Raw genomic sequence first — 12,062 nt, 5'->3', positions numbered from 1 at the left:
ATTACAGCGGCAGCACTTCCAGCGTGGCGACGTAGTTCAGGCGGCGGGTCTTGGCCTGCTTGAGCGTGGTCTTCTTGTCTTCGCTGCTGGTTTCCAGCCAGTACATGCCGGCTTCGGGCCAGGTGACCGAGAACTCGCCCTTCTTGTCGCTGGTGACCTTGATCTCTTCCTGGGCGTTGCGGTAACGCGTGCCGCCACGGGTGATCTCGAAGGCCAGACCGGCGCGCGGCTTGCCGTCGACCAGCACGCGGAACCTGGCTTCTTCGCCCGCGGCCAGGTCGTTGGGGTGGCCCACGGCGACGAGCTCGATGCCCGACTTGGTCGGCGCCAGCGCGGTGCTGTTCGGGGTGCCGTTGGTGACGAAGGTTTCGATGCGGTTGACCGACTGGCTTACCTGCAGCTTCTTGGCCTTCTTCGGCACTTCGGTGGCGAAGGTCGCCACGGTGCCGCGCCAGCGCTTGGGCTTGCCGTCTTCTTCCCAGCTGGCCGACAGGCCGTTGTTGACCGAGGCCAGGCGGTAGGTGCCCTGCTGGGTCAGCTCGACATCGAACACGCTGCGGAACTTGCCGGTGGAGGCGTTCTGCGGCTGCACGGTGCTGCCGTCAGGTGCGGTGATGACCAGGCTTTCCAGGCGCAGCGGCACGTGGTTGAAGTAGAACAGGTCGTTGGACACCGCCGCATCGACGGTGATCCACGGGTGGTCACCGGCGATCACGGTCTGCGAGGGCTGCAGCCAGGCCTTGTGGGCCAGGGCGGAGAACGGAAGGGCGGCGGCCAGGGCGGCGGCTAGGACGAGCGAGCGCTTCATCAACAACTCCATGTACAGGTTAAGGGTGCCCTCGACGGGGAGGGCAGTGGAACATCAGGGCTTGGACGACAGCGTGACCAGGCCCAGCTCGGTGCTGCCTTGGGCCTTGCCGGTCTGCGGCGCGGTGGCCGGCCAGGTGAAGGGAATCTTGACCAGCTCGCGGCCGCCGACTTCGCGTACCGCTTCCACCACCAGCGTGTAGTTGCCCGGTGCCAGCGCCTTCAACGCCGGCTGCCTGTCGGTGAACGACAGCGCGTGGGTGCCGGCCGGCTTGGTCGGCCCGGTCACGCCGTCCACCGGCACCTTCAGCTCGCGGCCGCTCTTGCGCCACCACTGGCGCAGGTCGGGCAGCCACTTGGTGCCATGGCCTTCGCTGTTGCCGGTCTGCTGGTACCAGACCGCCAGGTTGGCGGCGACCTTCTGGTCAGCGCCTTCCAGCCACACCGCAACATACGGGCGGTGGTACTCGGCCACGTTGAGCTTGGGCACCTCGACGTTGATGTCCAGGGTGGTGGCATAGGCCGGCGAGGTGGCCAGCAGGCCGCTCAGGGCGATGGTGAGGGTGACGCGCATGGGTGCGACTCCGGGAAGGGAAAGGGCGAAGGAAAGTCAGTGGATCAGGATCAGGGCGATCAGCAGCGGCACCATCAGGCCCAGGCCGACCAGCGGCCAGGTCATGCGGCGCTGGCGGGCATGCAGGTGCAGCAGGAACAGGCCCGTGATGCAGAACACCAGGCAGGCCACGGCGAACACATCCAGGAACCAGCCCCAGGCCGGGCCGGCATTGCGGCCCTTGTGCAGGTCGTTGAAGTAGGACACCCAGCCGCGCGAGGTGGCTTCGTATTCCACCGCGCCGCTTTCGCGGTCGATGCTCAACCAGGCGTCGCCGCCGGGGCTGGGCATGGAGAGATAGATTTCCTCGGCGGACCATTCGGCCGGGCGACGGCCGATGGAAATGCCCAGTTCGCGGTCCAGCCAGCGCACGGCCGGGCGCGGCACCGGGGCGTTGCCGTCGGTGCGGTCGCCCAGCTGGCCCAGCAGCTCGGCCGGCAGTTCCAGCTGGCGGTTCACCACCTGCGGGGTGGCCTCGATCTTCGCCGCATGGTTCAGCGTGATTCCCGTGGCGGCGAACAGCAGCATGCCGATCAGGCACACCGCCGAGCTGATCCAGTGCCACTGGTGCAGGGTGCGCAGCCAGAAGCCACGGCTCTGTTGCTGCTGCACGGCGGAAGGGGGAGCGCTGGTGGCCACGGTCACGGCAGGAAGACGAATAGCCAATTACACCATTGATGAGAATGGTTCGCAATTATTGGTCGCGCGATGCCGGTCTGCGGCGTGTGCCGACCAACGGTCGGCACCTACCGGTGTGCGTGGGGCGCCCGGTGTGCGTGGGGCGCCCGGTGTGCGTGGGGTGCCCGGTGTGCGTGGGGGTGCCCGGGGTGCGTGGGGCGCCCGGTGTGCGTGGGGCGCCCGGTGTGCGTGGGAGCCGGTAGCGCCCGACCGTTGGTCGGGCGGCGGCGCGCAGCGCCGGGACTTCAGAACGCCGCGTTCAACGAAATCCAGTAACTCCGACGCTGGTCCTTCGTCGCGTAATCATCCACGCAGGTGTACTCACTGTCGCTGATCAACACGCACGACTGCGAGACGAAGTCCTTGTCGAACAGGTTGTTGACCCGCGCATTCACCGTCAGCCACTCGTTGATGTTCCAGCTGCCGCCCAGGTGGAAGATGGTGTAATCGTCGTAATACCGCACCTGCGACGAACTCACACCGGCCACGTTGCTCACCAGCGTGTCGCGGTACCGGTCATAGCGTCCCTCGCCAATCAACGACAGGCTCACCGCCTCACTGACCTGCCAGTTCAGGCTGGCATTGGCCATGTGCTTGGCGGGATTGCCGGCGATCGGTTGGCCGTTCGCGGCGCCGCTGGTCTGCTCGGACTTCGTATACGTGTAGTTGCCGCGCAGCTGCAGGCTCTGCAGCAGGTCCACATGCGCTGCCGCCTCGATACCACGCGTCTCGGCAGTATCGATGTTCACGCTCTGGCTGAAGGTGCTGTAGCCCAGCGCCGCCCAGCCCGGGCCCACGTCCACGCAGTAGCCGCCGCCAACCGGTGCCACTTCGCAGTTCGGGAAGGTGCCGCCGCTGGCGATCTTGTCGTCGAACTTGTTGAGGAAGCCGGTGACGTTGAAGCCCCAGCGCTCGCCCTCGTAGTACGAGGCGATTTCATAGTTGGTGCTGGTCTCGGGCTGCAGGTTCGGCGAGCCCACCAGCGGCAGCACGCCCTGGCCGCCGAACCCGGTGACGCCGGGGAACAGCTGGTCCGGGCGCGGGGTCTTGTAGCCGGTGCTCACGCCACCCTTGAAGGTCCAGGCGTCGCTGGCGTTCCACACCAGGTAGGCACGCGGGCTGACGTGGCTGCCGAAGATGTTGTGGTCGTCATAACGCACGCCCAAGGTGGCGGTGAGCGCGTCGGTGAGTGCCCAGTTGTCCTCGGCGAACACCGACCACATGCGGTGCTTCTGCTTGACGTTGTCGCGGTAGCCGGCGCCGTCCATGCCGAACACGCCGTCGATCATGTCGGTGTCGGTGTACTGGCCGCCCAAGGTCAGCTTGTGCGCGTCGAAACTCATGTCCAGCATGGTGTCCAGCACGTAGCCTTCCAGCTCCATGGTGCGCAGCGGGCGTGGCAGGAATGCTTCCAGGCGTGCCATCTCGGCGGGGTTCAGCGCGGCGAGACCGTTTCGGGCGCCGGCGGCGCAGTTGTTGGCCGCGCCGGTGCGGCGGCACACGTCGTTCCACAGCGTCTGCAGGTCGGCGCGTTCGTCCAGGGTCAGCGGCAGCGAACGCCCCAGGTTGTTGCTCCTGGTGTGGGTCAGCGTGGTCTGCCAGGTACCGAATGCATAACGGCCCTGGTGGGTCAGTGCCAGCTGGTCGCGCTCATAGCGCTGGTAGGCGGTATAGCCCACGCGCGGCTGCACCACGCGGCGGGTGACCGTGCCGGTGCCGTTGGGGTTCGGAATGGTGGCATTACCCACGCGCCAGAGGCTGGCAGCGCTGTCCAGCGTGCCGGTCTGGCCTTCGCTGTTGTCGTACTTCTGGCGCGAGACGTCGTAGTCCAGCGACAGGTCATGGTCGTCGTTGATCGACCAGCTCAGGCGCACGCCGGTGTTCCAGTTGGTGTTGGCCACCGCCTTGCCACCACCGCCGAAGCCGATGCTGCGTTCCCACAGCGTGCCGTCGGGCAGGGTCAGTGCTTCCCATTCCGGGTTGGAGGCCTTGGCATCGTAGTAACTCCCGCGCACGGCTACGTCCAATCGTTCCTTCACCAGCGGGCCGGTGAGGTACACGTCGGTGGTGCGTGCATCGCCGAACTGGTTGTCCTGCTGCACGGTGAACCCTTGGGTCACCGAGCCGTGCCAGCTGTCCTGGTTGCGCCGGGTGATGATGTTGATGACGCCGCCCATGGCATCGGAGCCGTACAGCGTGGACATCGGGCCGCGCACCACTTCGATGCGCTCGATCGCATCCAGCGGCGGCAGGTAGGCGAACTGGCCGCCGCCGAAGTTGTTCGGGTACAGCTGGCCCACATTGCTCTGGCGGCGGCCGTCGATCAGCACCAGCGTGTACTCGGACGGCATGCCGCGCATGGAGATGGTGGCGCGGCCGTTCTTGTCGGTGGTTTCCATGCCCACGTCGATGCCTTCCACGTCGCGCAGCGCGTCCACCAGGCTGGTGTACGGGCGCTTGGCCAGTTCCTCGCGGCTGACCACGCTGATGCTGGCCGGGGCGTCGGCGATCTTCTGTTCGAAGCCCGAGGCGGTGACCACCACCTGGTCCAGGGTCTTGAGGTCGCCCGCGACATCGCCGGCGGCGAAGGCGGGGGCGCTGAGCGCGCCCAGCAGGGCAACGCTCAACGAGCAGCGGGACAGGGACGTGCGACGACGATGGCGCTGGGCCATGGGAAGTACCTCGAAAAGGATGCGAACGCGGGAACGCCGTGGCCGGCGGCCGCAGCGCAATCGAAAAATCGTCAGGGGGCCTGCAGTGCAGGCAGCAGCGGCGCCCGGCGGCGGTCGTGCAGGCGCAGCGACGCGGACGCGGGCGGGATCAGCCCTGCGGGGGCGCCTGGCCGCGCTGGACGCGCAACCCGGGGGCCGCCGGAAGCGGCGTTGCCGGGGCGGAATCAATGGTGGGGACGACCTGCGGCGGCAGCTCGGCCAGGGTAGCCATCAGTGCATCCAGCGACTCGGTCAGCGGCGGCGGTGGCAGGCGCGGCGGCGTGGCCGCCGGGCGCGCACTGGTCATCCGGCGTGGCTTGGCCGGGGCTTCTTCCTGCAGGCGATTCTCGCCGCCGGGACGTTCTTCGGCGGGCTGCTGCAGCACCAGCGCGGCGGTGCCGGGCAGGCGCTGTTCCAGCAGCGGCAGCGTGCCCAGCAACATCGAGAGCAGGGCCAGCCACGCCAACACCGTCGCCAACGCCGGGCGCTGCCCGCGCATGGCGGGGGCAAAGCTGCGGTGGCGGTGGGGGTGGCGCAAGGAGATATCCCTGTCGGAGCACGCCAGCAGGTCTGGCGCGGCGGGGATTGTAGAGAGGGTATGTAACAAACGCAAATGGGAATGATTTACAGCGTCACGTCTCGCTCCAGCGACGCAACAGGTTGTGATACACGCCGGTCAACTGCAGCACCGCCCCCGGATCGCCGCCGGTCACGCGCAGCGTCTCGATCGCGCCATCCATCTCCAGCAGCATCCGCCGTGCGCCATCGTCGCGCACCATGCTCTGTACCCAGAAGAACGACGCCAGCCGTGCGCCCTGCGTGACCGGGTTGACCTTGTGCAGGCTGCTGGACGGGTACAGCACCAGGTCGCCGGCCGGCAGTTTCACCTCATGCTCGCCGTAGGTATCACTGATGACCAGTTCGCCCCCTTCGTAGTCCTCCGGCGCATTGAGGAACAACGTGCATGACACGTCCGAGCGCAGGTGGCTGCGCACGCCCTGGCTGTCGGTGATCATCACCGCGCCATCCACATGGAAGCCATACTCCCCACCGCCCTGGTAGCGGTTGAAGCGCGGCGGCAGGATGCGCAGCGGCAGTGCGGCGGCGAAGAACAGCGGGTGCCGTTCCAGCGCCGCCAGCACGATCCTGCCCAGCTCGGCCTTCAGCGGTGAGGCGTCAGGCAACTGCTGGTTGCGCTTGACCTGCGCTCCCTGCACGCCCACGGTCTCGCGGCCGTCTGCCCAGTCTGCCGCGGCAAGCGCGCGCTGCAGGTGGGCCAGTTCGTCGGCGGTGAGGACATCGGGAACGTGCAGGAGCATGGCAGGGTCCTTGGTGGATCAGAAGCGGAAGTCCGCGCTGAACAGCACGCTGCGCGGGGCGCCCGGGGTGTAACGGTAGCCGCTCTTGTTGATCGCGGCCACATAGTCCTTGTCGAACAGGTTGTAGGCGTTCAATCGCAGCACCAGGTGCTCGTTGATTTCATACGAGGCCACTGCGTCGTACACCGTGTACGACTTGGTGAACGCCGGCGTGCCCACCGCGCCATCGGTACCGCGGTGCATGCGGCCGGCGTACCGCACGCCCCCGCCCACGGTCAGGCCGAACGGGAAGGTGTAGCTGGTCCAGCTGGTGAAGGTCGCGCCCGGGGTGTAGGTCAGGTTGCGGGTGCCGTCGGCGGCCACGTTGGCGCCTTCCTCGACTTCGGTGTCCAGGTGGCTGTAGCCGGCCGACACCGACCAGTTGTCGGTGATGCGGCCCACCGTGGACACCTCGATGCCCTGCACCGACTTCTTGCCGGTCTGGGTCGGGTTGCCGGCATCGTCGAGCACCTGGGTGTTGATCTCGTTGCTGACTTCGGTCTTGAACAGCGCGACGTTGAAGGCCAGTGCATCGTCGAGGAAGGCCCATTTGGTGCCCACTTCAAGCGTCTTGGCCTTCTGCGGGTCCAGGCTGGGGTTGTCGGCGCTGCTGGCCGAACTGCTCAGCTGGAAGTTGCTGCCGCCCGGGGGCTGCTGGGACAGCGCGTAGTTGCCGTACAGGCTGACGATGTCGCCGACCTTGTACACGGCGCCCAGCTTCCAGTTGAGCAGGGTGTCGGAATGCTCCAGCGACGGATTGGGAATCACCGTGCCCACCGGGTTGCTGCCGCACGCCGGGCCGCGCCCGCCGCACACCGCCGCGCTCTGGTACTCGGTCTTGTAATGGTCCGCACGCAGGCCGGCGGTAACCAGGAAGCTGTCGGTGAAGTTCAGCGTATCGAACAGGTACACCGACGAGGTGGTGGTCTTGCCACGGCTGTCGGCGCCGTTGTGTGCCCAGGTCAGGCCGGTGGCGTTCCAGTCCGGGTTGTACAGGTTGGCCGGCGACCAGGTGGTGCCGTTGGTGGCGGCCTGGCCGAAGCTCTTGAGCTCTTCGCGGGTGAACTCCACGCCGGTGCTCAGGTTGTGCACGATGGCGCCGGTGCTGACGTCCGCGCGCAGGTTGAGCTGGTCGGTGAGGATGGTGTTCTGCTGGTCCTTGAAGGTCGGCAGGCTGCGCGCGATGGTATAGGTGTCCAGGTTGTTGCGGTCGGTGTAGCGGATGTTGCCGGTCGGCGCACCGTTGGCGCCGCGCGTGCCGGTGCCCATGAAGGCGGTGAGCATGTAGTCCTGGTCGGTACGGCCCCAGCGGGCAGTGTTGGTCAGGCGCACGCTGTCGTTGAAGTCATGCTCGATGCGGAAGGTGGCCATCTTCGCGGTCACGTCGTCATGGTCGGCGCGGGTGCCGTAGAAGTTCTCCGGGTTCACCGGATGCCCAGCCAGCGGTTCCAGCGTGGGCTGCGGGGTCCAGCCGGGCAGGCCCAGGGTCGGCACGCCGCCGTCGGGCACGTTCTGCTGGTCCACATAGAGCAGGTTGAGGATATAGCGGGTGTTGGTGCCCAGACCGAACGCCAGCGACGGCGCGATGCCCCAGCGCGAGTTGTTCACGTGGTCGCGGCCGGGCTGGTCGCTGTCCTGCCACATGGCATTCAGGCGCAGCGCGCTGGTGGCGCCGAGGGACTGGTTCCAGTCGGCCGACGCGCGCTGCTGGCTGTCGCTGCCGACCGACACGGTGCCGCTCACCGCGTCATGCAGGTTGGCCTGCTTGCTCACCATGTTGATCGAACCGGTGGGCGCGGAGCGGCCGTTGTCGGTGCCGGCCGGGCCCTTGGACACTTCCACCTGCTCGGTGTTGAACACATCGCGCGAGATCGAGCCGACATCGCGCACGCCGTCCACGAAGATGCTGCTGGAGGTATCGAACCCACGCATGAAGATGCTGTCGCCGGTGTTGGTGTTGCCGTTCTCGCCGACATAGAACGTACCCACGCCCGGGCTGTTGCGCAGCGCATCGGTCAGCGTGGTCGCGCCCTGCTGGGTGAACAGGTCGCGGCTGATGATCTGGATGGTCTGCGGGGTGTCCTGCAGGGACTGGGTGAACTTGGGCGAGGCGACCTTGTCGACCTTGAAGGCGCGGGCGGCCTGCACCTGCACCTGGTCCAGCGTGCGCGGGGAGTCACTGGCGGACTCGGCCTGGGCGGCCGCCGGCAGCATGGCCAGGCTGAGGCCGGTGACGAGGCTGGCGGTGGCCAGGCTGGCGGCACTGCGGGCGGGGGAGGAATGCTTGCGGCTCTTGATCATGGTGGTGATGGACCTGGAAACGGGAAGAGGAATGCCATCGAGCGCGCACGGGTGGGGCGCGCACGCAGGGGCATGGACGGTCGAGCGAAAGAGATGCGATGTGCAGGGGGGCGTTGGGCCCTGCGTGGTGGGGTGCCTGGGCAGCAGCGGTCAGGCGCGCGCGGGCGGCGCCTGCGACAGATGCGAACGCAGTGGGCGCGGTCGGATGGCCGGCATGGCCCATGCGGCGGGTGACGCTGCGGTGCGCGTGCCTGCCATGCACGACGGAAGCGACGTGGAACGTTCGGCAGGGTCGGGGCGGCCGTTCTCCGCTTCCTTTTCCGCTGCGGCGCAGGCGTGGACAGCGACCGGGGCGCGGTCTGGTGCAGGTATGCCGGACACCTGCAGCGATCCGCCGGCGGCCATCGCGGCCACCGTTCCCGCGCGATCCATCGAACCCGGCGATGTGCCCAATCCAGCCACGACGGCCAGCAGGCAGATCAGCACCGCCGCGGTCAGCAGCAATGGGGTCGAGCAGCGGTTGGCGGTGGCATCACTGGCGGCAGCCATGAGGCGGTAGTCGGTCAGGCCGGGAAGGCGAATACCGATAAATTAACAGAAACGATAATGATTCGCATCCACCGCCGTGCGGCGGGCATCACAGAACCGGCCAGGGGCCGATTCAAGTTTTCTATCGGCTCGCGGAAACTCAGTCGCGGTCGTCGCGGGTCCAGACGCCGTCGAACTCGCGCTTCACCGGGAACTTCGGCACCGCCGTATAGGCCGGGGCGCACAGGGCACGGCCATCGCGCACGTCAAAACGCGCGCTGTGGAGCACGCATTCGATGCTGCCTTCCTCGGTATCGAACGTGCCCGAGGACAGCTCGAATTCCTCGTGGGTGCACTGGTCTTCCAGGGCGAACAGTTCCCCGTCCAGGTTGAACACCACGATCGGCGTGCCGGTGACCTCGTCGAAGGTGCTCTTCATCTCGCCCGGCAGCAGCTCGGCCGTGGCGCAGACGAAGGTCCAGGTCTCGCTCATGCGTGGGCCGCCAGCGGCTTTTCCAGGATCTCGAAGCGCAGGTCGTCGCGCTTGGGGATGCCGAAGCGCTCGTCCCCGTACGGGAACGGCTTCTTGATGCCGGTGCGCTGGTAGCCGCGGCGCTCGTAGAAGGCGATCAGCTCATCGCGGATGTCGATCACCGTCATCTGCATCACTGCCACGCCCCATTCGCGCGCGGCGTGGGCTTCGGCCGCGTCCATCACCTGCTTGCCGATGCCGCCGCCCTGCTGGGCCGGGTCCACCGAAAACATGCCGAAGTAGCCCTTGCCGTGGTCGTCGGCCACGTGCGCGCAGGCCAGCAGTTGGCCGTCGCGTTCGGCCAGCAGGACGGTGCTGCGCGGGCGCTCGATATCGGCTTGCAGTCCGGTTGCGTCAATGCGCGCGCCGTCCAGCATGTCCGCTTCGGTGGTCCAGCCGGCGCGGCTGGCGTCGCCGCGGTAGGCCGAGGTGACCAGGGTGATCAGGGCGGGAATGTCGGCCAGCGTGGCCGCACGGAAGGTCAGGGTGCTCATGCCGTCATTCTAGAGCGGGGCGCCGGTGGCGGGTAGCAGTGGCGCTGCCTATGTAATGCCGCTTTTTGATAGGAACTGTGCGTTGGCCGTGCGGATCGGGCACTGGCAGGATCGTGCGGCTATGAAGTCCATTTTCCTGTCCTGCGTGTTTCTGTTGGCGCTGCCCGGCTGCGGCGAAGGGCCCCCGACGGACGACCGCTACCTGTCGCCCCGCCAGTTGGCCGAGGTGACCGCCGCCGCCAAGGATGACGATCTGGTGGCGATCAAGCGGCTGATCGCGCACTACGAAGCCACCCCCGGCAATGACGTGCCGGCCGCGCGCTGGCGGCAGCGCGCGCGCGACCTGGGCGATGTCCAGGAGCTCTACTACCAGGCGGCGTCGCGTTTCGCTTCCGCGCGGGTGGCGGAGAGTGCCGAGGCGCGCTTCCGTCTGCTGGCCGAAGCCCAGGACGCGGCCAAACGCGCCTACGAGCGCGCGCCGGAGCATGGCAACCTGCTGCTGGTCGAACAGATCGAGCGCGAGATGCGCACGGCGCTGACCGAATAGCACGCCTGCGCGGGCGCTCAGCGGATGAAGAACTCCACCGGGAACGACAGTTCCACCGGTGCCGGCCGGTCGTCCGGCACGGCCGGCAACGGCGCGGCTCGGCGGAAGGTATCCAGCGCGGCCTGGTCCAGCATCGCGTAGCCCGAGCTCTGCTCCACTGCCAGCGCAAGCAGCTGGCCGTCGCGGGCCAGGCTCACCCGCACCTGCACGACGCCCTCATGGCGGCGCTCTCTCGCGGCGTGGGGGTAACGACGGAAGCGTTCCAGCCGCGCCATGACCCGGCCTTCCCAGCTGTCGCGGCCGGGCGTGGTATCGCTGGGGCCGGGCGGCAGCGGTGGGCTGGGCGGCGAGGCGGCGACCGAGGCCTGCTGCTGCGCCGGCGCCGGTGAATCCGGCTTGGGCTGCGGCGGGGTTGGTGGCGGGATAACCCAGTGAGCCGTCTCGCGCGGCGGCGTCCTGGGCAGGTCGCGCGGGGGTTCCGGTTTTTGCTGTTGGAGTGTGGCGGCCGTGCTGGGGGTAGGCGCCACGATGTCTTCCAGCGGTACTTCCGGCGCGCGCGGCGGCAGCAGCACCAGCTGGGTGCGGTCGGCCGGCGGGGGTGGCAGCACCGGCGTGCTGGCAACGTGGGTCCAGAGCAGCAGCCCGATGACGGCAGCGTGGGCCAGCACGGTCAGGCTGCCAGCGAGCGTGCGCGCATGGCGTTCGGTGAACGAGGCGCGTACCCGCGCACGGCCCGGAGCACCCTTGTGTGGGCCCTGCAGGTAAGCGTGCAGCGGTGGGGGGGTGCTCGCGGCACTGGGGGCGACCGACGACATCCAGCGACATTAATGAGAAGGGTTCTCATTATGGCATACGCGCTTCGTCGTATGCTCTGGCGGGGGAAAAGGGATGGGGCGCAGGATGGGGCTGAAGACGCAACACCGGGAAGGGAGAACGGCGCGGCATATCGGCGTCGTCGGACTATTGTTGTCGACGCTGCTGGGTGCTGGTTGCGCCCAGCGCCCGCAGTGCACCTACACCCTATCCACCAGGGATCCGCACAGCGGAGTTTCGCAGCATTACTGGTCGAAGATCGAGCGTGAGCTTGGAGGAAAACATGGCGATCCTTCGCGAAGCATAGGTGTCCATCTGATCGGGAGCAGCCTGGTCCCGACCGCATCGCAGAAAGACCGCACTCGCGTGTTCTATGCACTACAGGGGCCGAACGAGGAGCTGCTTCAGGCGCGCACCTGCGAAGGCAGCATCACCCGTTGCTCGGCGCAGATTGTCGATCTGGCATTGGCTGAGTGCAGGAAGACATGAACAGGCTCCGCTGCTGGGATGGTCTTCTGTGCGTGTTGCTGCTGGCAGGATGCGGGGGCGATCGCTCGGAGGGCCCGTACGTCACCAACCATCAGCCAAGCCGCCTGATCGCGCAAGGCTATGCACGGGCGTTTGAGCGAACGTTCGCCACAGAGGTGATTCCCCGCCTGCACGGACGCGCGTGCCGGGTA

14 protein-coding genes are annotated in these 12,062 nt (G+C 67.6%); 3 read left to right on the top strand and 11 right to left on the bottom strand.

Annotated elements, in window-relative coordinates; translation table 11 throughout:
• Window position 1 precedes the first annotated feature (1 nt).
• The 10 genes from KVS69_RS10790 to KVS69_RS10745 form a co-directional block, all read right to left on the bottom strand.
• A complete protein-coding gene (locus KVS69_RS10790; protein WP_068849875.1) occupies window positions 2-808 on the bottom strand; it encodes a DUF4198 domain-containing protein in 807 nt (268 codons plus the stop codon).
• 54 nt (window positions 809-862) lie between these two features.
• Entirely contained in the window at window positions 863-1,381 is a 519-nt protein-coding gene (locus KVS69_RS10785) for a DUF2271 domain-containing protein (RefSeq protein WP_068849877.1), read from the bottom strand.
• Window positions 1,382-1,417: 36 nt separating this feature from the next.
• Window positions 1,418-2,032 carry a PepSY-associated TM helix domain-containing protein gene (locus tag KVS69_RS10780; RefSeq protein WP_099047384.1) on the bottom strand — a complete coding sequence of 205 codons (615 nt, stop codon included), beginning with the start codon at window positions 2,030-2,032 and terminating at the stop codon, window positions 1,418-1,420.
• Window positions 2,033-2,343: 311 nt separating this feature from the next.
• Window positions 2,344-4,770 carry a TonB-dependent receptor gene (locus KVS69_RS10775; protein ID WP_217538041.1) on the bottom strand — a complete coding sequence of 809 codons (2,427 nt, stop codon included), beginning with the start codon at window positions 4,768-4,770 and terminating at the stop codon, window positions 2,344-2,346.
• 148 nt (window positions 4,771-4,918) lie between these two features.
• A complete protein-coding gene (locus KVS69_RS10770; RefSeq protein ID WP_345776805.1) occupies window positions 4,919-5,347 on the bottom strand; it encodes a hypothetical protein in 429 nt (142 codons plus the stop codon).
• A gap of 94 nt (window positions 5,348-5,441) precedes the next feature.
• Window positions 5,442-6,128, bottom strand: coding sequence for a Fe2+-dependent dioxygenase (locus tag KVS69_RS10765; RefSeq protein WP_095363750.1), 687 nt, complete (start codon window positions 6,126-6,128; stop codon window positions 5,442-5,444).
• Between the two features lie 18 nt (window positions 6,129-6,146).
• On the bottom strand, window positions 6,147-8,468 hold the full coding sequence (locus tag KVS69_RS10760) for a catecholate siderophore receptor Fiu (RefSeq protein WP_254622135.1): 2,322 nt from the start codon (window positions 8,466-8,468) through the stop codon (window positions 6,147-6,149).
• Between the two features lie 150 nt (window positions 8,469-8,618).
• Window positions 8,619-9,017, bottom strand: a complete 399-nt coding sequence (locus KVS69_RS10755; RefSeq protein ID WP_217538040.1) for a hypothetical protein — start codon at window positions 9,015-9,017, stop codon at window positions 8,619-8,621.
• Between the two features lie 139 nt (window positions 9,018-9,156).
• The gene (locus tag KVS69_RS10750) at window positions 9,157-9,489 is read right to left on the bottom strand and encodes a non-heme iron oxygenase ferredoxin subunit (protein ID WP_068849893.1); all 333 of its coding nucleotides are present in this window, start codon (window positions 9,487-9,489) and stop codon (window positions 9,157-9,159) included.
• Window positions 9,486-10,022 carry a GNAT family N-acetyltransferase gene (locus KVS69_RS10745; protein WP_217538039.1) on the bottom strand — a complete coding sequence of 179 codons (537 nt, stop codon included), beginning with the start codon at window positions 10,020-10,022 and terminating at the stop codon, window positions 9,486-9,488. The genes KVS69_RS10750 and KVS69_RS10745 overlap by 4 nt, the downstream gene beginning before the upstream one ends.
• 121 nt (window positions 10,023-10,143) lie before the next feature.
• Here KVS69_RS10745 and KVS69_RS10740 point away from each other — a divergent pair, with 121 nt between their 5' ends.
• A complete protein-coding gene (locus tag KVS69_RS10740; protein ID WP_217538038.1) occupies window positions 10,144-10,569 on the top strand; it encodes a hypothetical protein in 426 nt (141 codons plus the stop codon).
• 17 nt (window positions 10,570-10,586) lie between these two features.
• Here KVS69_RS10740 and KVS69_RS21270 read toward each other — a convergent pair whose 3' ends face one another.
• On the bottom strand, window positions 10,587-11,384 hold the full coding sequence (locus tag KVS69_RS21270; protein WP_217538037.1) for an energy transducer TonB: 798 nt from the start codon (window positions 11,382-11,384) through the stop codon (window positions 10,587-10,589).
• Window positions 11,385-11,469: 85 nt separating this feature from the next.
• Between KVS69_RS21270 and KVS69_RS10730 the strand changes: the two genes are divergently transcribed.
• Together KVS69_RS10730 and KVS69_RS10725 are read left to right on the top strand one after the other, a co-directional pair.
• Entirely contained in the window at window positions 11,470-11,871 is a 402-nt protein-coding gene (locus tag KVS69_RS10730) for a hypothetical protein (protein WP_217538036.1), read from the top strand.
• Window positions 11,868-12,062, top strand: a 195-nt coding sequence (locus tag KVS69_RS10725; RefSeq protein ID WP_217538035.1) for a hypothetical protein, incomplete at its 3' end; no start/stop codon positions are given. The genes KVS69_RS10730 and KVS69_RS10725, both read left to right, overlap by 4 nt.

The sequence above is a fragment of the Stenotrophomonas sp. GbtcB23 genome (genome assembly GCF_019091045.1).
Classification (GTDB): Bacteria; Pseudomonadota; Gammaproteobacteria; order Xanthomonadales; family Xanthomonadaceae; genus Stenotrophomonas; species Stenotrophomonas rhizophila_A.
This window is presented reverse-complemented; position numbering and strand designations above follow the sequence as displayed.